General features: G+C 71.4%; 13 protein-coding genes. 12 read left to right on the top strand and 1 reads right to left on the bottom strand.

Translation table 11 applies throughout. The features are described 5' to 3' along the window. The first annotated feature begins 20 nt into the window (after nt 1-20). The 10 genes from V6R91_RS28895 (at nt 21) to V6R91_RS28940 (ending at nt 14570) form a co-directional block, all read left to right on the top strand. Nucleotides 21-1652 carry a glycoside hydrolase family 43 protein gene (locus tag V6R91_RS28895; protein WP_336398140.1) on the top strand — a complete coding sequence of 544 codons (1632 nt, stop codon included), beginning with the start codon at nt 21-23 and terminating at the stop codon, nt 1650-1652. 117 nt (nt 1653-1769) lie between these two features. Continuing rightward, entirely contained in the window at nt 1770-5252 is a 3483-nt protein-coding gene (locus V6R91_RS28900; RefSeq protein ID WP_336398141.1) for an alginate lyase family protein, read from the top strand. 102 nt (nt 5253-5354) lie between these two features. After that, complete coding sequence (locus tag V6R91_RS28905) at nt 5355-6953, top strand: HNH endonuclease signature motif containing protein (RefSeq protein ID WP_336398142.1); 1599 nt, start codon at nt 5355-5357, stop codon at nt 6951-6953. Between the two features lie 164 nt (nt 6954-7117). Beyond that, entirely contained in the window at nt 7118-8164 is a 1047-nt protein-coding gene (locus V6R91_RS28910; RefSeq protein ID WP_336398331.1) for a LacI family DNA-binding transcriptional regulator, read from the top strand. 79 nt (nt 8165-8243) lie between these two features. After that, nucleotides 8244-9533, top strand: a complete 1290-nt coding sequence (locus V6R91_RS28915; protein WP_336398143.1) for a sugar ABC transporter substrate-binding protein — start codon at nt 8244-8246, stop codon at nt 9531-9533. 58 nt (nt 9534-9591) lie between these two features. Continuing rightward, nucleotides 9592-10533: a carbohydrate ABC transporter permease gene (locus tag V6R91_RS28920; RefSeq protein WP_336398144.1), complete on the top strand. Its 942-nt coding sequence runs from the start codon at nt 9592-9594 to the stop codon at nt 10531-10533. Nucleotides 10534-10536: 3 nt separating this feature from the next. Further along, on the top strand, nt 10537-11490 hold the full coding sequence (locus V6R91_RS28925) for a carbohydrate ABC transporter permease (RefSeq protein WP_336398145.1): 954 nt from the start codon (nt 10537-10539) through the stop codon (nt 11488-11490). Then, nucleotides 11487-12473, top strand: a complete 987-nt coding sequence (locus V6R91_RS28930) for a carbohydrate kinase family protein (RefSeq protein ID WP_336398146.1) — start codon at nt 11487-11489, stop codon at nt 12471-12473. Before V6R91_RS28925 ends, V6R91_RS28930 begins: the two co-directional genes overlap by 4 nt. Nucleotides 12474-12583: 110 nt before the next feature. Then, a complete protein-coding gene (locus V6R91_RS28935) occupies nt 12584-13567 on the top strand; it encodes a family 43 glycosylhydrolase (RefSeq protein ID WP_336398147.1) in 984 nt (327 codons plus the stop codon). Nucleotides 13568-13859: 292 nt separating this feature from the next. Further along, on the top strand, nt 13860-14570 hold the full coding sequence (locus V6R91_RS28940) for a hypothetical protein (protein ID WP_336398148.1): 711 nt from the start codon (nt 13860-13862) through the stop codon (nt 14568-14570). Between the two features lie 40 nt (nt 14571-14610). Here V6R91_RS28940 and V6R91_RS28945 read toward each other — a convergent pair whose 3' ends face one another. Beyond that, on the bottom strand, nt 14611-15540 hold the full coding sequence (locus tag V6R91_RS28945; protein ID WP_336398149.1) for a Ppx/GppA phosphatase family protein: 930 nt from the start codon (nt 15538-15540) through the stop codon (nt 14611-14613). A gap of 294 nt (nt 15541-15834) precedes the next feature. On the opposite strand from V6R91_RS28945, the gene coaA reads away from it, so the two are divergent. After that, the gene (gene coaA / locus V6R91_RS28950) at nt 15835-16803 is read left to right on the top strand and encodes a type I pantothenate kinase (RefSeq protein WP_336398150.1); all 969 of its coding nucleotides are present in this window, start codon (nt 15835-15837) and stop codon (nt 16801-16803) included. A 224-nt stretch (nt 16804-17027) separates the two neighbouring features. Next, complete coding sequence (locus tag V6R91_RS28955; protein ID WP_336398151.1) at nt 17028-19802, top strand: DUF6603 domain-containing protein; 2775 nt, start codon at nt 17028-17030, stop codon at nt 19800-19802. The last annotated feature ends 10 nt before the right edge of the window (nt 19803-19812 follow it).

A 19812-nucleotide genomic window follows, 5' to 3' on the forward strand; every position in this document is an offset into this window, starting at 1 on the left:
CCCGTGGAGGAGAGACCGCCGTGCCGGTGATCCGCAACCCCGTCCTGCGGGGCTTCAACCCCGACCCGTCGATCCTCCGGGTCGGCGACGACTACTACATCGCGACGAGCACCTTCGAGTACCACCCGGCTGTCCGGCTGCATCACTCGACCGATCTCGTGCACTGGACGACGCTGGGTCACGCGCTGGACGGCATCGATCTGCGCGGGATCCCCGACTCGGGAGGGGTGTGGGCGCCGAGCCTGTCGTACGCCGATGGCCGGTTCTGGCTCGCGTACTCGATCGTGCGCACGATGGACGGCGACGACAAGGACATCGACAACTACCTCGTCACCGCGGAATCGGTTACCGGACCCTGGAGCGAGCCCGTCCACCTCGGCTCGCGAGGATTTGACTTCTCGTTCTTCCACGACACCGACGGCACCCATTGGATCGTCGGCGTGCAGTGGGACCAGCGGCCGGAGCATCCGTCGTTCTCGGGTCTCGTCGTCGAGCAGTACCTTCCCGGCGAACGCCGCACGACGGGCGAGGCCACCGTCATCTACCGCGAGGACGGCCTCGTCGAGGGGCCGAACCTGTATCGGATCGGCGAGTGGTACCACCTGCTCATCGCCGCGGGCGGCACGGGGTGGAACCACGGCATCACCGTCGCCCGCTCTCGCAGCCTGCTCGGGCCCTACCAGCGCGACGAGCGGGAGGCGGTGCTCGCGACGCGCGATGCGCCGGGGCATCCGCTTCAGAAGGCCGGCCACGGCGAGCTCGTGCAGACGCCCGGCGGCGACTGGGTGCTCGCGCATCTGGCGAGCCGCCCCGCGCTGCACCTCGGGGAGCGCTACTGCACCCTCGGGCGCGAGACGTGCCTCCAGCGGGTGGTGTTCGACGACGACGGGAGGCTGCGTCTCGCCGATGGGGGCCATCACCCGAGCGTCGACGTGGAGCTCGCCGCCGGGTCGGGGGAGCGTGCGGCGACGGGCCGCGGTGATGCGCCGGCACCGGGAGGAGACACGGATGCCGCGGCCGGCGTCCGGGCCTGGACCGACGACTTCGACGCGCCCGGGCTGGATTCCCGGCGCTGGTCGACGCTGCGCCGCGCACTGCCGCAGGATGTCGCGGATCTCGGCGCGAGGACGGGATGGCTGCGATTGCGGGGCGGCCACTCGGCGGCATCCGTCTTCGATCAGTCGATGATCCTGACGCGCGTCGAGGAACGGCAGGCCCAGTTCGAGGCGGTCATCGACGCCGAGCCGAGGACCCCGCGCGAAGCGGCCGGAGTCATCGCGTGGTACGACCGGTCGGGGTGGATCTGGCTGCAGGTGACCTTCGATGCCGAGAACGGCCGGCACCTGCGGGTGGTGCGTCGGGACGGCGCGGTCACCACGAGGTCCGCGCCGGTCTCCGCGCCGGAAGGTCCCCTGCGGCTGCGCGCGTCGCTGGACGGGCCCTGCCTGGCCTTCGCGGTCGCGGGCGACGACGGGGCGTGGCGCGAGGTGCCAGGCGTTCACCCGGCGTGGACGCTCTCGGACGACCACGGGGCGCGACTGCGGTTCACGGGGATGTTCCTCGGCGTGCGCGCCGATGACCTCGACGGTCGCGGATGGACCGTCGACATCGATCGTGCGGGCGTGCGGTTCCTCCCGTCGCAGGCGTCCTGACGTCTTCGCAGATCGGGCCTTGACGTCGCGCGGCGATGCCGTCATCGTTAAGTGGCAAACGCTATCCACCTCCCCACCCGCCGTCGGTGACGCCGGCGGCGAAGAGAAGAGAGATCGATGAGGATCGAGCAAAGACACCGCACGCGCCGCGTGATCGGGGTGCTCATGGCCGGGGTGCTGGCAGCCGCCGGCGCGCTCACCGCCACGCAGCCCGCCGTCGCGCAGGAGACGCCCGCACCCCCGCAGATCGTGCGGACCGTCAGCGACGCCGGCTTCGCCCACCCGGGCGTCGGCTTCAGCGCGGACCACCTCGAGAACATGCGCACCCAGGTGCTCGCGGGCGTCGACCCCTGGACGGGCTACTACGACGCAATGACGCAGACGCGGTACGCCGCGCGCGACTTCCGGGCCGAGAACGCCCAGCCGGGGACCGACACACCGAAGAACGACGCGTACGCGACGGCCGGGATGCGCGCCAGCGCCCTGCGCGACAGCCTCGGCGCGATGGCCCAGGCGCTCGAGTACGTCGTTACCGGCGACGAGCAGTACCGGGCGAACGCCCTGCACGTGCTGCGCACGTGGAGCAGCCTCGACCCGGCGAAGTACGCGTACTTCGCCGACGCCCACATCCACACCGGGGTACCGCTGTACTACATGCTGATCGCGGCCGAGGTGCTGCGCGGCACGGGGCCGGCGAACGAGTCTCTGAACGGCTACGACCTGCGGTGGACCGCCGAGGACCAGCAGCGCATCGAGGACAACCTGGTGCGGCCGGTGCTCGAGACGTTCCTGTACTCGAAGAACCGCCTGTGGAACCAGCACCTGTACGGCGTCATCGGCATGGTCGCCGCGGCCATCTTCCTCGACGACGCCGAGCTGTACGCCGAGCGGGTGGAGTGGTTCACCGTCAACGCCGGGTACGAGAGCGAGCACGACCTCTACGGCGGCGACGTGAACGGTGCGCTCGCATCGATCTTCCGCGAGATCCCCGCCGACGACCCGCGCAACACCACCGGCGAGTCCTTCGTCCAGCACATGGAGATGCTGCGGGACCAGGCGCACGGGCAGGGCGACGTCGACCTCCTCGTGGCGCTCGCGCGCCTCGTCGACACGCAGGGCACGACGATCGACCCAGTCGCGGGGACGGTCTCGGACGCGCCCGACGCGGTGTCGCCGTATCACTTCCTCGACAACCGGATCCTCGCCGGAGCCGACACGTTCTACGCCTTCATGATGGGCGAGGAGGTGCCCTACGTACCTGCGAACGAGGGCGGCATGATCTCGCAGGCCTACCGAGGGCGCCTGCAGGACCCGCTCAGCGAGACGTACCTCCAGTACCGGTACGTCGCCGGCGTGGACGTCGAGGCCGAGGCTCCGCACGTCGCCGAGCTGTATGCCGACCGCGACGGCCCGCTCTACTACTACGGGAGCGGCATCCAGAACTTCTGGAACGACCGCGGCTCGGACTACACCGGCGCCGAGTACTGGGTGGCCTTCCCGCCCGAGCTCGCAGACGTCGAGGGCTCGGTCGCGCCGCTCGCCGACGGTCCCGAGCTCTCGGTAGAGACGTTCGGCACGACCCTCGGGTCGGGAGCCCAGCACCAGGAGGACGCCGACGGCACCGCCTTCGTGCGGCTCGACGCCGCAGCCGACGACGCGCAGCTCGCGGTCCGCCGGGCTGTCTGGGGCGACCGCACCAAGACGTCGCTGGTCGGGGTCAAGGTGCGCAGCGACGGCGCCGCCACGCTCGAGGCATCCCGCACGTCGGCCGAGGCGCCGTTCGCCGAGATCGTCGTGCCCGACACCGGCGGCCAGTGGCGATACGTGTGGCTCGACCTCCACGTCGAGAAGACGCCCGGAGCCGTCGGCGACAACATCGTGTTCCTGCGGGCGACCGGGTCTGCCGCCCAGGTCGACGTGGCCGGCGTGCTCGCGCAGGCCAACGGCGTGCTGACGCCGCCGGTCTTCGCCGACGCGCCGTCGGTGGACGTCGTCGTCGTGAAGGGCGAGCCGTGGAGCCGCGGCTTCCCGGTGACGGATGCCGCGAACGACCCGGTCGAGCTCTCGCTGCAGAACGGCCCGCAGGGTGCCCAGCTGTCGGGCGACGAGCTGACCTGGACGCCGGCGAAGCCCGGCGTGCACGAGGCGCTCGTGGTCGCGACGGACGGCACCGCCGTCACGGCCCTGCCGGTCACCATCACGGTGGCGGCGACCCGCGCCGCGGCGATGGGCACGCTCTTCGACCGCATCGGCGACGAGGCGAGCTTCACGTCGGCGACATGGGACGCGGTGGCGGACCTCGTGGAGCAGGTGAAGAAGGCTCGCGCGACCGCCGGTGACGCGGAGTTCGCCGACCTGCTCGCCCGGCTCGGAGAGGCGATCGACGCGCTCGAGCCGCTGAGCCCGCGACTGGCGGACGGCTCGCTCGACTTCACCGGGATCGTGAGCGCACCCTCGCTCAGCAGTTCGCAGCTGCGCGCCCTGACGGACGGCGACAACCAGACGTCGTGGGGCGACCAGCGGGTCACCGGCATAGTGTTCGACTTCGGGTCGGCATACCGGGTGAGCGCCGACCGTTTCGGCTTCCAGGCTCGCGACACGTTCCCCAACCGCGCGGAGGGCACGAACGTGTACGGGTCCGATGACGGCGCCGAGTGGACGCTGCTCACCGAGCATCCGAACGCCGGCCAGGACGCGGACGTGGAGTGGATCGCCACGCTCGAGGAGGTCCGCGATCAGCGCTTCCGGTTCCTGAAGTTCCAGGTCGACGAGCCGGGTGTGCCGTCGGATCCCGCGTACCCGGGGATCTGGAGCATCGCTGAGATCCGCATCGACGGTGCGCGGAGCGAGGCCGTGGGCGTGATGGCCACCGTGTCGCTCTCGTCGCCTGACGCTGTCGCCGGCCGAATCGTCGCGGGGGACGTCGTCGAGGTCCGGATGACCGGGCCGGCGGAGAACTCCGACGTGCACGTGACGCTGTTCGGGCAGCGGGCTGCGGTGGAATCGCCGAATCCCGGCGAATGGGTGGCATCCGCTCCCGTGCCGGAGAGCGCGGAGGCCGGCGGCGTGGTCGACTTCGCCATCGGCTTCACGACGCCGGATGGGAGGACCGCGGACCCCATCGCCGCCACCAGCGACGGGTCGAAGCTCTTCCTCTCGACCGACGCCGGGCTCGTGGATGAGGCGTTCCGCGCCGCGGTCTCGCTGCGGCCCGACGGCGTGGTCGACGCCGGGTGGACGCAGTACGCCGCTCGCATGCTCGACGGCGATGCCGCCACGCATTCGGACACGCGGCTCAACTCCGGGATCTACGCGAACGTGTGGGACTTCGGAGCCGATCGCGTGACCCTCACGGGCGCGGAGCTGCTCGTGCGCCAGGACGGCTACGGCACGTCGCGCATCGCGGATATGCGGCTGGAGGGCTCGAACGACTTCCAGACGTGGACCCGGCTCACGCCCGCCGTGCCCGCGAAGACGCTCGAGTGGCAGAAGTGGACCGTGACGGCGGGCGACTCCTACCGTTACATCCGGATTGCGAACGGCCAGATCCTCAATGTGGCCGAGCTTCGCCTGTTCGGGGAGGTCGTTTCTGCAGAGTGAGCCCTTGCGACGAGGAGGCCGGTCGTAGGACCGGCCTCCTCGTCGTTTCCCCCCGCATGGGAACAGAGCTACGAATGTCTGAGGTCGATGCCATGATCAGATATGGCATTCTTCTCCGATCTCGCGCAGCATCTCGAGGTGCTGCGCGATGCCCTCGGAGGTGATGTCGAAGCCGAGCTGCTGCCCCTCGCACTGGATCGCCTCAGCGACGACGGGGTGGTCGCTGCGCTCGAAGCCGCGACCGGTCTGGTGCGCGCCGGAGAGAAGGTGCGTATCGCGGCGTCGGGTGCGGCCGCTGCGCGATCGACCCGCGAGGCGGGTCACACCGGGCTCGCGCAGAAGCGCGGCCACCGCAATCCGGCGTCGCTGATCCAGGAGATCACCGGGGCCACGAGAGCCGAGGCGGCCAAGCACGTCCGGCTCGGCGAATCGCTGCGCACGCTGGCCGGCATCGATCCCGGGCGCGATGCGATGACGGATGCCTCGGACCCGGCGGTTCCGCCGTATGAAGGGGCGGGAGCCGGGGTCGGCGTGGGACCGGGGCCGAGGGCCGGGGTTGGGGCCGGCGGGGAGCCCGAGCCGTGGCACGCTCCGCTCGGACGGGCGCTGCTGGCCGGAGCGATCGGGTCGGCCCAGCACGACGCGATCCTGCGGGGGCTCGGCGAGCCGCCCGAGCCCGATCCGGTCGCGACCTCCGGCGAAGACGACGGGCTCGACGCCGTCGCGCGGGCGCGCGAGGCTTGGCGCGAGGCGTGGATGCTGGCAGCCGAGCAGCTCATCGCCGAGGCGCGGGAGCGCACGGTCGAAGAGCTCGGCCGAGCCGCCCGGACGATCCGCGATCAACTCGACCCGGCAGGCGCCCAGCGGCGGTTCGACCAGCGGTTCGAGGGGCGCGCCTTCCGGCTGTGGCGCGATGCCGACGGTGTGCGGCGCGGCTCGATCGTCTTCGACGACCTCGGCGGCGCGTGGGCGCAGACCATCTGGGATTCGGCGCTCCGGCCCCGACGAGGCGGCCCGCGGTTCGTCGACTCCGAAGAGAAGGCGCGCGCCGAAGAGCTCGTCGCCGACCCGCGCACGAACGACCAGCTCGCGTACGACCTCTTCCTCGACTTGCTGTGCGCCGGCGCCCTCGCCGACGCGGCGACGGTGTTCGGCGCCCGCCAGGCCGGCGTGCGCATCGTGGTGCCCGCCGACGCGATCGTCCAGGAGCGCTCGGGTGCGCCGGCGGTGGCGCTGGTCGAAGACGACCAGACGGTACTGCCTGCCTGGCTGGCCGCCCAGCACATGTGCCACACGGCCACCCGTCACGTCACCGTCGACGGAGGCGGCAATCCGCTCGACCTCGGGCGCGAGGCGCGGCTGTACCGGCCCAAGCAGAAGATCGCCCTCGCGATCCGCGACGGTGGGTGCCGGTGGCGAGGCTGCGACCGGCCGGCGTCCTACTGCGAAGCGCATCACATCGATGAGTGGGTGCGCGACGAGGGCAGGACCGACATCGACCGCGGCATCCTCCTCTGCAGGTTCCACCATATGGAGTTGCATCACGGCGGCTGGCACATCACCCGCGAGGGGCTCGGCGACTTCGTCCTTCATCCGCCGCCGGGGAGGGGCGATCCGCTCGTGCTGGTCCCCCGGCTCGCGCTCCGCCTTGCTGCGCTCGACATCGAACCGCCTCCGAGACGTTTCCGCCTGGCCGGCTGAGCCATGCCGGCTGAGCGTGGCTGGGCCATGCTCAACCGGCGTCCTCAACGTCGCTCGCCGCGTCGTCTCCGCATCGATCCAACTTCTCACTTGACGCGGAGCGCGACAGCGGTTCATAATCAGTGTCGTTCGATAAATCGATTTAGCACGAGGGAGTGTCGATGATGGCCCGGGCTCGGATCTCAGACGTGGCGGCGGCAGCCGGTGTGTCTGTGACGACCGTGTCCCTCGTCATGAACGACGTCGAATCCCGCATCTCGGAGGAGACCAGGGCACGCGTCCGCGAGGCCGCCCGCTCCATCGGATACGCTCCGAGCTCGGTCGCCCGCGGGCTGCGCACCCAGCAGACCCGAACCGTCGGACTCATCTCGGACCAGATCGCGACGACGCCGTTCGCCGGCGACATGCTCGCCGGCGCGCAGGACGCCGCGCGCGAGAACGACCACCTGCTCTTCCTCATCGACACCGGCGGCGACAGCGCCATCGAAGCGGACGCGATCCGCGCACTGTCCGCGCAGCAGGTCGACGCGATCATCTACGCGTGCATGTGGCACCAGATCGTCCCGGCCCCGACCGGACTCCCTGCGGCGGCGGTCTTCCTCGACTGCCGGCCCGAGGGCGGGGGATTCCGCTCCGTCGTTCCCGACGACCGCGCCGGGGGCGCGGCGGCCGTGCGCGAACTGGTCGCCGCGGGGCATCGGCGCATCGCCTACATCGACACCGACGACAACCCCATCGCCTCGACGCTGCGCCACGAAGGCTACCTCGAGGTCCTCGCCGAGGCCGGCATCCCCGTCGACCCCGCCCTCCACGTGCACGGTGAGACGACCGCCCGCGGCGGACGCGCCGCATTCGAGCGGCTGCTCGAGCTTCCCGAGGAGCAGCGCCCCACCGCAGTCTTCTGCTTCAACGACCGTATGGCGGTGGGCGTGTACATCGCCGCGCACCGCCGCGGCCTCGACATCCCGCGGGATCTGTCGGTCGTCGGGTACGACGACCAGCAGCTCGTCGCCGCGGAACAGGATCCCCCTCTGACCACCATCGCGCTGCCCCATTACGACATGGGTCGCTGGGCGATGGAGGTCGCACTCGGCGTCCGTGCGGAAGGGGATGAGGACGCCGCGCACCTGATGGAGTGTCCCGTCATCCGACGAGACTCCGTGGGCCCGCCGCCGGCACACGTCGGCAAACAGAACCGGCGACGGGCTTGACACAACGAGCGGCCGCCGAAGGCGGCCCCCGACCGATGACCTACGCAGGCGTAGGTCACAAGAAAAGGAAACCACAACCATGCGCACAAGGACCCCGATCCTCGTGTCTGCCGGACTGGTCTCGGCCCTTGCCCTGACCGGCTGCGGGCAGGCCGGTGAAGGCGAGACCACGACCGATGACGGCCGCACCCAGTTGACGATGTGGACCCACTCCGCCGGCAACCCGGCAGAGCTCGAGGTCTACGAGCGGATCATCTCGGACTTCAACGACTCCCAGGACCAGTACCAGGTCGTGCACGAGTCGTTCCCGCAGGGCGCCTACAACGACGCGATCGTCGCGGCCGCGGCATCCGGCGATCTTCCCTGCCTTCTCGACCTCGACGGGCCGATCATGCCGAACTGGGCGTGGGCGGGCTACCTGCAGCCGCTCGAGCTGCCCACCGAGCTCACCGACTCGCTGCTGCCCACCGCCGTCGGCGTGTGGGATGGCGAGATCTACTCCGCCGGCTACTGGGATGCCGCGCTGGCGATCTTCGCCCGCCAGTCGGTGCTCGAGGAGAACGGCATCCGCATCCCCACCATGGAGGAGCCGTGGACGCAGGATGAGTTCGGCGAGGCCCTCGCCACCCTGAAGGCGAGCGGCTACGAGACGCCGATCGACATCGGCGCCGAGGACACCGGCGAGTGGTGGCCGTACGCCTACTCGCCCCTCCTGCAGAGCTTCGGCGGCGACCTCATCGACCGCGAGAGCATGCTGACCGCCGACGGTGCGCTCAACGGGCCCGAGGCGGTCGCGTGGGGCGAGTGGTTCGCCGGTCTCTTCGCCGACGGGTACGCCGACAACGGCGGGACCGTGGGCAATCAGGAGTTCGTCGACGACGAGGTGGCGCTCAGCTACACGGGCGTGTGGAACGCCGTCGCCGCGCTCGACGCGGTCGGAGACGACCTGCTCATCCTGCCCCCGCCGGACCTCGGCAACGGACCTGCGATCGGCGGCGGCTCGTGGCAGTGGGGCATCTCCTCGGAGTGCAACGACGCCGACGGCGCTCGCGAGTACCTCGAGTTCAGCTTCCAGGACGAGTACATCACCGAGTTCGCCGACAAGCAGGTCGTGATCCCCGCCACCGAGGCGGCCGCGCAGGCATCGGAGTACTTCGGCGACGACGGCGCCCTGCGCCCGTTCGTGGAGTTCTCGCAGGAGTACGCGGTGCTGCGTCCCGAGACCCCCGCATACGCGGTGATCTCGGCCACGTTCGAGACCGCTGCGAAGGACATCATGAGCGGCGCCGACGTGCAGGAGACGCTCGATCGCGCGGTGTCGGACATCGACGCCAACATCGAGTCGAACGACGGCTACGGCTTCCAGTGATCCGCCGCGCCGGCGGGGGCCTCATGCCCCCGCCGGCGCATCCTCAGAGAGACCTGCCATGACTGTCACTCCACCGACGGTCGCCGCCGAAGAACCTCGGCGCGAACTCCGTCGCTTCCGCTCCATCAAGGGGCGCGAGACGTGGGCAGGACTCGGGATGATCGCCCCCGCCGGCATCCTCCTGGTCCTGTTCCTGATCATCCCCGTGATCCTCGCCTTCACGCTGTCGTTCACCAACGCGCGACTCATCTCACCCAACCCCCCGCGCTTCGTGGGGATGGATAACTTCGTCCGCGCGTTCACCGCCGACCCGCTGTTCGTGCAGTCCGTCGGAAACACCGCGATCTTCGCGCTGGTCGTCGTGCCCGTCCAGGCCGCCCTGGGGCTCCTGCTGGCGGTGCTCGTCAATCGGCGCATGCGCGGGGTCACCGCCTTCCGTGTGATCTTCTTCATCCCCGTCGTCACCTCGATCGTCGTCGTGTCGATCCTGTGGAAGTTCATGTATCAGCAGGACGGCCTGATCAACTCGATGATCGACGCCCTCACCTTCGGGCTGTGGTCGGGCGTCGACTGGCTGAACGATCCGCAGACCGCGCTCGGCGCGATCATCTTCATGTCGATCTGGCAGGCCGTCGGTTTCCACATGATCATCTGGCTCTCAGGTCTGCAGACGATTCCCGAGGAGCTCTACGAGGCCGCCCGGATGGACGGTGCGAGTCCGTGGCGCCAGTTCACGAACGTCACCTGGCCCGGCCTTCGCCCGACCATGGTGTTCGTGCTCGTCACGATCACGATCGCAGCGCTCGGCCTGTTCGTGCAGGTGGACGTGATGACCCAGGGCGGCCCGCAGGGCGCGACCTCCACCATCGTCTTCCACGCGGTGCGGAAGGGCTACGAGCAGCAGGAGATCGGCTATGCCGCCGCGATCTCGCTCATCTTCTTCGTCGCCGTGCTGATCATCGCGCTCATCCAGCGCCGGTTGACGCGAGAGAAGGACTGAGTGATGTCCGAAACCCGAACCCTCACCACCGCATCACGCGGGTCGGAGCGCCCTCCGCGCGTCCGGACCGCCGCGAGCGAGAAATCACATCGACTGCGCGGCAAGATCCTCGTGTACGTCGCGATGTCGCTGTTCGGCGTGCTGTTCCTGTTCCCGCTCGTGTTCATGTTCGTCTCGAGCCTCAAGCCCGATGCGCAGATCCTGCAGGACATCGATTCGGTGAACGCGTTCCTCCCCACCGGAGACATCAGCCTCGCCAACTACTTCGGCGTCTTCGATCGTGTGCCCGTCGCGCGGTTCCTGTTCAACTCCGTGCTCGTCACCGTGCTCACCGTCGGGTTCGGCCTCATCGTGAACTCGATGGCGGGGTTCGCGCTGTCACGCCTGGAGTGGAAAGGCCGCATCGTCGTCCTGGCGATCGTCATCGCGACGCTGATCGTGCCGTTCGAGACCATCGCGGTGCCGATGGTCTACTGGGTCGCGCAGCTGCCCACCCTCGTCATGGAGGGCGGCGTGCTGAAGTACGACTTCGGCTGGCTGAACACCTACGAGGTGCAGATCGTGCCCTTCATCGCGAACGCGTTCTCGATCTTCCTGTTCACGCAGTACTTCTCCACGATCCCGAAGTCGCTCGACGAGGCCGCGCGCATCGACGGCGCCAGCTGGTTCACGATCTACCGCCGCATCCTGGTGCCGCTGTCGGGCCCCGCGTTCGCGACGGTCGCGATCCTGACGTTCCTGCCGGCGTGGAACCAGTACCTCTGGCCGCTGATGGTGGTGCAGAAGGAGGAGCTGCGACCGGTGATGGTCGGCATGCAGTACTTCTTCCAGCTCAACACCGCGTGGGGCGAGGTGATGGCGTACACGTCGCTCATCACGATCCCGGTGCTCATCGTGTTCCTGGTGTTCCAGCGGGCGTTCGTGAGCAGCATCGCCGCGAGCGGGGTGAAGGGATGACGACGGATGCCGCGCCCCGCGGCGGCCCCGGACAGGTGGGCGCCGCCGCACCCCGCGTCTTCGTGATCGGCGAGGCGCTCGTCGACATCGTCCATCGCGCGACCGGTGCCGTGGACGAGGCCCCCGGCGGCAGCCCGGCCAACACGGCGCTCACCCTCGGCCGCCTGGGCCGGCGGCCGGCGCTCGTCACGCGCCTGGGCGACGACGAGCGGGGGCGGCGGATCCGACGCTGGCTCGCGGAATCCGACGTCGAGGTCGCCGCCTCGGCGGCCGCGCGCACGGCGACGGCGACCGCGCACCTCGACGCGGCCGGGGCCGCCACCTACTCCTTCGACCTGGAGTGGGACCTCGGCACTGAGGTGAGCGGGCTCGAGGGCGCGCTCGCCGCGACGGCGGACCTCGTGCATGTCGGCTCGGTCGCGACGGTGCTCGCCCCGGGGGACGCGCAGGTCGTGGCCCTGGTGCGGGCGGCCCGCCCGCGCGCGCTCATCACGTACGACCCGAACATCCGGCCCTCGCTCGTCGACGACCCCGCGCGCGTGCGCGCCCGGGTCGACGACCTCGTCGCCCTCGCCGACGTCGTCAAGGCGAGCGACGAGGACCTCCACTGGCTCGCACCCGGGCGCGATGCCGTCGAGATCGCACGCGAGTGGGTGGCCCGCGGTCCGGCGCTCGTCGTCGTCACCCTCGGCTCGCAGGGCGCGATCGGGGTGACCGCCGACGGCGAGGTGGTGGTCCCGGGGATCCCCACCGACGTCGTGGACACCGTGGGCGCCGGCGACACGTTCATGGGCGCGCTCATCGACGGCCTGCTCGAGCGCCGCATCACCGGAGCCGACCTGCGGGCGCCCGGGGGCGGCATCCGCTCCGCCGAGGTGGCGGCGCTGCTCGAGCGGGCCGCGCGCGCCGCCGCGATCACCGTGTCGCGCCCGGGCGCCGACCCGCCCCGGCGCGACGAGCTCACCGTCGCGCGCACGGCGTGACCCCACCTCTCACGGCCGCGCCGTGACCGACCTCTCACGGCCGCGACGGCCGTGAACCGACCGCATGTCGCGCGATCGACCGACCGCGCGCAAGACCCCGAAGGATCACTGTGTTCGACCTCCCCGGCTCCTGGGTATGGGACTTCTGGTTCGCCGACGACGGCGACCGCTACCACCTCTTCTTCCTCTACGCCTCGCGCGCGCTGCGCGACCCCGACGCCCGGCACTACCGCGCCTCGATCGGTCACGCGGTCTCGACCGACCTCGTGAACTGGACCCAGGTGGAGGACGCGCTCGTGCGCAGCGACGCCCCCGCGTTCGACGACCTCGCGACGTGGACGGGCTCGGTGGTGCGGCATCCGGACGGCACGTGGTTCCTCTTCTACACCGGCGCCACGGCCGCTCCGGACGGCAAGAACATCCAGCGCATCGGGTACGCGACCTCGCCCGACCTCCACGTGTGGACCAAGGCCCCTGGCCCCGTGCTCGAGGCGGAGGGGCCGTGGTACGAGAAGCTGTCCAGCGGCGCCTGGCACGACGAGGCGTTCCGCGACCCGTGGGTGTTCCCCGACCCCGAGGGGGACGGCTGGCACATGCTGCTCACCGCGCGCGCGCCGGAGGGCCCGGTCGACGGCCGCGGCGTCATCGGGCACGCGTGGTCGTCCGACCTGCGCGCGTGGGAGCTGCGCGAGCCCCTGTCGGCGCCGAGTCCCGAGGGCTTCGGGCAGCTCGAGGTGGTGCAGGCCGCGGTCGTCGACGGCAGGCCCGTGCTCATCTTCTCGTGCCTCGGCGACCAGGCCACGGCCTCGCGCCGCGGCAGCCACGGCGGCACGTGGGCGGTGCCGGCGGAGAGTCTCCTCGGGCCGTTCGACATCGACGCGGCGTACCCGCTCACCGATGAGTCGCTCTACGTCGGCCGGCTGCTGCGCCGCCGGTCGGACGGGCAGTGGCTGCTGTTCGCGTTCCACCACGTCGGCGAGGACGGCCTCTTCGTCGGAGGCGTCACCGACCCGATGCCGGTGCGCTGGGAGGGGGACCGGCTGGTGCGGCAGGCCCCGGAGCGCGTGGACGAGGCGTCCCTGGCGGGCGGCTGACCCCGAGCGGGAACGAGGCTGCGCGGACGTCCCGGGAAGCTCGACTTGAGATATGAGACTTCCAGTCTCTAGAGTGGCGAGGGCGCGCGGCCATTGGGGTGGCCTGCGTGCTGATCCGACCGACGGCTCCGTGCCGCTTCGTGGGTCTCACGGTGCCGGGTTGTGGGGACCCGGCACCGCGACCCCCGCGGACCCCGGTGCGGCGCGCGGTCGCGGTCGGGGCGATAATCGAGGCGTGCACCCTCCTGATCCACCCCGGACGCGTCGGCCTGCGGGCGAGACCCGCGCGCTGATGCTCGAGACCGCGGTGAAGCGGGTCGAGGCCGAGGGGCTGCTGCTCGACTACTCCAACATCGCGCTCGAGGACCTCATCCGCGTGGCGGGGGTGCCGCGGTCCACTGTCTTCCGGATCTGGCCCGATCGGGGGGCCTTCGTCGCCGATCTCGTGCGGGCGCTGTTCGACGCCGACCCAGGGTTCGACACCGGCTTCGACGGCGAGACGCTGCAGCTGCTGCAGGGGGCCATCGCGCAGGGCGCGGCGGACACCGACCAGCCCGCCGGTGTCGGCCGCGGCGTGGCGCTTCGCAGAGTCGTCCGACTCGCCGTCGCCCACAACGTGGTCGCGGTCGAGCACTCCGTGGCCTACCGGGCGTACAAGACCATGTCGGCCGCACTCGCGAGCGGCGACGCCGTTCCCGGCGGGCACGAGATCAGAGCGCTGCTCTCCGAGATCGAGGACAGATACTGCGAGCGCATGGCCGAGCTGTACCGGACGCTCAACGGCGCGCTCGGCGTCCGGATGCGCCCCGGAGTCGACGAGCGCGACCTCGCCGTGGCGATCATGGCCACGATCGACGGCATGACCGATCACCGGCGCATCAACCCGGCGATGATCGACGCGCCCCGCATCGTCACCATGGGCCCCGAGGGTCCCGAGGAGTGGCACGTCGCAGCGCTCGCCGTCTACGGCATCTACGCGGCCTTCACCGAGTTCGACGAATGACCCGCCCCTGAGCGGGTGACCCGCCGCTGAGCGGCTCGGCTCACCAGCCCAGCTCCTCGATGTAGCGCAGCAGGACGCCCTCCCGCAGCGCCCACGGCGACACCTCGAGCTCATCGACATCCAGCGCGCGCATCGCCTCGTGGAGCACGACCGCGCCCGCGACGATCTGGAAGGTGCGGTCCGCCGTGATGCCGGGCAGCTCCTGGCGGGCGGACGCGGGAATGCGCGCGAGCCGCGGAATCCACGAGCCGAGGGCGTCGCGCGGGAGCAGCATCCGCTCGATCCCCGACCATCCCGGCACCGGATAGCCGACCAGCTTCGCCAGCGACCGAATCGCCTTGGACGAGCCGACGACGTGATCGGGCCGGGGAAGCGCGCCGAACGACTTCGCGACGGGCGCGAGGGTCGCGCGCGCGTGGTCGCGGAGCTTCTCGACGGCGGCTTCGCCGGGCGGGTCGTCGGGCAGGAAGCGCACGGTCATGCGGCCCGCACCGAGGGGGACGGATGCCGCCGACTCGGGCAGCTCGTCCGCTCCGGCCGCGATCTCGAGCGAGCCGCCGCCGATGTCGAAGAGGAGGATCTGGCCGGCCGCCCAGCCGAACCAGCGGCGGACGGCGAGGAAGGTGTAGCGCGCCTCGGTCTCGCCGCCGAGCACCTGGAGCGGCTGGCCGAGCGCCTCCTCGATGAGCCGGATGACCTCGGGGCCGTTCTTCGCCTCGCGGACGGCGGACGTCGCGGTGGCCAGGAGCTCGTCGACGTTCTCCGACGCCGCGACCTTCCGGGCCTGCGTGACGGCGTCGACGAGCGCCGTCACGCCCTCATCGGTGATCGAGCCGTCGGGCGCGAGGTAGCGCATGAGCCGCAGCACGGTGCGCTGGCTCGTGGTCGCGAGAGGCCTGCCTCCCGGACGGGCGTCGGCCACGAGCAGATGGACGGTGTTCGAGCCGATGTCGAGGACTCCGAGGCGCACCCGTTCACCCTAGCGGCGCGGCCCCCCGCGCCGTTCCCGCCCTCGACCCTTCAGGGCATACACCGCATCGGCGACGAGGCACCGCGGGGCGGCGTGGTGTCTCGTCCGGGATGCGGTGTTTCGCAAGGTCGTTCAGGGCATACACCGCATCGGCGACGAGGCACCGCGGGGCGGCGTGGTGTCTCGTGCGGGATGTGGTGTTTCGCAGGGGGCACTGGGTCAGAAACCGCAGCCACGGAGGGAGGCAGGGGCGCGGCATCCGTCACGCGTGCACCACCGGATACGATGGGCGCGATGTCCGCCGATGAAGCGACCCTGCACGAGACGGGCGTGGTCGCCCCCGCTCTGTCCCTCTACCGCGAGATCGAGCGCGCCGACTGGGCGCGACTGGCCGCCGGGGTGACGCAGCCGCTCAGCGAGACCGAGATCGTCCAGATCCGCGGGCTCGGCGATCGCCTGGACATCGCCGAGGTCGCGCAGGTCTACCTGCCGCTGTCGCGGCTGCTGTCGCTGTACGCCGAGTCCACCAAGCGCCTGGGCGCCGAGGAGTCGGCGTTCCTCGGCGAGACGGACTCCACGACGCCCTTCATCGTCGGCGTCGCCGGCTCGGTCGCCGTCGGCAAGTCCACGATCGCCCGCCTCCTGCGCGAGCTCACCAGCCGCTGGCCGGGCACGCCGCGCGTCGAGCTCATCACGACCGACGGCTTCCTGTACCCCAACGCCGAGCTCGAGCGGCGGGGGCTCATGGAGCGCAAGGGCTTCCCCGAGTCGTACGACCGCCGAGCGCTCGTGTCGTTCCTCACCGAGGTGAAGAGCGGCGCCCCCGAGGTGCGCGCGCCCTTCTACTCGCACATGCGGTACGACATCGTGCCCGATGCGGTCATCACCGTGCGCCGCCCCGACATCGTGATCGTCGAGGGGCTCAACGTGCTGCAGCCGCCGCCCACGCCCAACGACGTCGCGGTGAGCGACCTGTTCGACTTCTCGATCTACGTCGATGCGGATGCCGAGCACATCGCCCAGTGGTACGTCGAGCGCTTCCTCGCGCTGCGTCGCGCCGCGTTCAGCAACCCGAACTCGTTCTTCAACGTGTTCGCGCAGCTGTCCGACGAGGAGGCCGTCGAGCGCGCCCTCGGGTTCTGGAACTCCATCAACCTGCCCAACCTCGAGGAGAATGTGCTGCCCACGCGGCACCGCGCGAACCTGGTGCTGCAGAAGGCGGCCGACCACACGGTCGAGACGGTGCTCCTGCGCAAGCTCTGACGGGCGTCCGATCGAGCGGATGCCTCCAAGGGAGGTGCGCCCGCGCCCGGAGGGTGGTTGACATCCGACCCGGGCAGGGCCAAGTTCATAGATGACACCGCCCGATGGGGTGGGCGGCGTTCGAGTCTGGCGCTCTTCGCACCGCCGTGCCGCATGCGGCGCGACGGTCCGTGCGGTTGCACGTGCTGTCACACCACGCTCCATCCGTCGTCCCAGGGGGTGGGATGGACGAGTTGCCCGCCCGGCTGCTCCGGGCCGCGCTCCAGTACATCGTCGGGCGCCTGCGCGCGATCCCGACGCCGGCGAAGCTGCAGGAGCTCGTCGGCGGCGCGCTGCCGCCCGACACCGCTCCCGTCGCCGCGCGCCTCGCGGCAGGTCTCGCCCAGGCCGACCTCGCGGAGGCCAAGGCGACGGCCGGCGACATCGCCGGCGCCGCGGCCGCGGCGTGGGCCGCGGTCAAGGAGTTCTTCGCCGCAGCCGCTCTGCTCGGCGTGGACGCGACCGCCGCCGCGAAGAAGGCCGTCGACGCCCGGCCGCCGGGTGCGCTCGTGACCCGGCTCGGCCTGGAGCAGCCCACCGCCACGGCCGCCCCCGACAAGGTCGAGCTGGCGTGGGCGCGGCGTGACGTGCGCGTCGCGCTGTTCCGCGCCGGCACCATCCGCCTCGCCGTCGGGCTGTCCGACACCGGTCTGCGCATGTCGGTGCGCGGCGGCGAGGTGCGCATCGACCTCGGGGAGCGCACCGACGGCGTGCTGAAGATCCTCGTCGGCGCCGCGGGAAGCGCCGCGGCCGACCTGGAGCTCACCGTGGACCACCGCGGGCTCACCGCCGGCGGCAGCCTCGGGCCGATCGAGCTGCCCGCGCGCCTGGAGGCGCAGGTGGTCGACCTCGAAGGGATGGAGCTGGCGCTCGAGCCCTCGGGCGCCACCGTGGCGCTGACCGTGCGCAGCCGGCTCGCCGTCGACGTCGCGGGGGTGATCGGCGCCCGGGTGGACGGCTCCGGCGTGCGGCTGGTGCTCGACCCCGGGCGCATCCTCAGCGGCGCGCCGCCCTTCGGCGAGGGGGCCGGTGCCATCGTGCCGGTGCTGCCGCGGGGCATCGGCCTGTCGCTCAGCGCGGGCCCGGTGAAGGGCTCGGGCTACCTCCTCGTGCTCCCCGACGGCTACGGGGGCGTGCTCGATCTCGTCCTGGGGCCGGTCACCGTGACGGCGTTCGGCCTGCTTCGCTCGCGCGGCGCCGACGGGATGTCGTTCGTCGCGGTGATGTCGGTCAGCTTCGCCGTGCCCATCGAGCTCGGGCTGCTGTTCACGCTCAACGCGGTCGGGGGGATCGTGGGGCTCGGGGTGACGGTCGATCCGGCCGCGATCTCGTCGGGGCTCAAGGACGGCGTGCTGGACAGGCTGCTGTTCCCCGAGGACGTCCGCAAGGCCGCCCCCACGATCCTGCAGACCCTCGGACGCGTGTTCCCGCCTCGGGCCGGCGGCTTCGTCATCGGACCGATGCTGCGCCTGGGCTGGGGCCGTCCCGTCACGCTGATGACCCTCGATGTCGCCGTCCTCCTCGCCGCCCCCGATCCCGTGATGATCGTGCTCGGGCGCGCGCGCTGCGTGATCCCGAGCGAGAGCGCGGCGATCATCGACCTGCGCGCCGCCGTCATGGCTCAGGTCGGCCGGGGCATCATCCTGCTGCGCGCCGAGCTGTACTCCTCGCGGATCGGGTTCTTCTCCGTCTACGGCGGCATCGGCATGCTGGTGCGCTTCGGCGACGACCGCACCGTGGTGCTGAGCGCCGGCGGATTCCACCCGACGTACACGCGCAAGCCGCCCGAGCTCGCCGACCTCGGCAGGATCGGCGCCGAGATGTCGCCGCCGATCGGGCTGCAGTTCCGCGTGCAGGGCTACGTCGCCCTCACGCCGAACACCGTGCAGTTCGGCGGCTCGATCGAGCTCGCCTACTCGGTCGGGGTCGCGGCGGTCCGCGGCGGGCTCACGCTCGACGCGCTCATCCAGTTCGACCCCTTCGGCTTCGAGGTCGACGCCACCGCCCGGGCGCACGTCGAGGCGCTCGGATGCTCGCTGTTCGGCGTCTCGCTCTCGCTGCACCTGTCGGGCCCGAGCCCCTGGCGCGTCCGCGGCACGGGCAAGGTGTCGCTGCCGTGGCCGCTGCCCGACCCGAGCATCTCGTTCGGTCCCGTGCAGTTCGGCGACGCGGCCGCCCCCCTCCCGCCGCCCACCGTGCGTCCGCTGGCGCTCGTGGCGGAGGCGCTGCGCGATCCGCGGGCGTGGCAGCGCATCGACCGGCAGGGCGTGCGGTCACCGGTGCGCCTGGCCGCACTGCCCGACGGCGCCCTGGTGATCGAGCCGTGGGGCCTCGTGCGCGCCAGTCAGCGGCTCGCGCCGCTGGACATGACGCTCGACCGCTGGGGCGCGGCATCCGTCCAGCCCGCGGGGTGCCGTCTGGCGCTCTCGGGCGCCGTGAAGATCGGTCCGGACGGACCGGGGCGCACGGATGCCGATCACTCGGCCGTCGCCGAGACGTTCGGGGTGGGCCAGTTCATGACGCTCACGAAGGACGCGCAGCTCGCCGCCCCGGAGTTCGAGGAGCGCACCGGCGGCTTCGCGATCGACCCGGCGGACGCCACGACGCAGGCCGGCGTGCTGCGCGGCTTCGCCACCGACGCGACGATGACCTACGACGACTCGTGGCCGGGGGCGCCCGAGAAGAAGCGGGCCGGCGTCGGCTTCTTCGACCTGTCGGGGTGGGCGCGCCTCGTGCTGGAGGCGGGGCCGGCCGGCGCGACCGGGCTGCGCATCGGCGACCGCTACCGCGCCGACGACCTGGAGCGGCGCATCGCGGTGCGGCCGGTGAGCGAGACGCGGGTCACCGACGTGCGCACGGGTGCCGTCATCGCCGAGTTCGCGCCGTGGACCGACGCCGTCCACACCGCGAGCGGAGCGCTCGGCGGCCTGGCCGCCATGACCAAGGTGGCAGCGACATGAGGGCGGCGGC

The organism is Microbacterium sp. CCNWLW41, from assembly GCF_037083505.1.

Bases quoted from the DNA above. Each gene is read 5' to 3' on its own strand.
- V6R91_RS28910 (WP_336398331.1), top strand. From the start codon at position 7,118: ATGGCCCGGGCTCGGATCTCAGACGTGGCGGCGGCAGCCGGTGTGTCT.
- V6R91_RS28900 (WP_336398141.1), top strand. From the start codon at position 1,770: ATGAGGATCGAGCAAAGACACCGCACGCGCCGCGTGATCGGGGTGCTC.
- coaA (WP_336398150.1), top strand. From the start codon at position 15,835: ATGTCCGCCGATGAAGCGACCCTGCACGAGACGGGCGTGGTCGCCCCC.
- V6R91_RS28915 (WP_336398143.1), top strand. From the start codon at position 8,244: ATGCGCACAAGGACCCCGATCCTCGTGTCTGCCGGACTGGTCTCGGCC.
- V6R91_RS28930 (WP_336398146.1), top strand. From the start codon at position 11,487: ATGACGACGGATGCCGCGCCCCGCGGCGGCCCCGGACAGGTGGGCGCC.
- V6R91_RS28920 (WP_336398144.1), top strand. From the start codon at position 9,592: ATGACTGTCACTCCACCGACGGTCGCCGCCGAAGAACCTCGGCGCGAA.
- V6R91_RS28940 (WP_336398148.1), top strand. From the start codon at position 13,860: ATGCTCGAGACCGCGGTGAAGCGGGTCGAGGCCGAGGGGCTGCTGCTC.
- V6R91_RS28925 (WP_336398145.1), top strand. From the start codon at position 10,537: ATGTCCGAAACCCGAACCCTCACCACCGCATCACGCGGGTCGGAGCGC.
- V6R91_RS28955 (WP_336398151.1), top strand. From the start codon at position 17,028: ATGGACGAGTTGCCCGCCCGGCTGCTCCGGGCCGCGCTCCAGTACATC.
- V6R91_RS28905 (WP_336398142.1), top strand. From the start codon at position 5,355: ATGGCATTCTTCTCCGATCTCGCGCAGCATCTCGAGGTGCTGCGCGAT.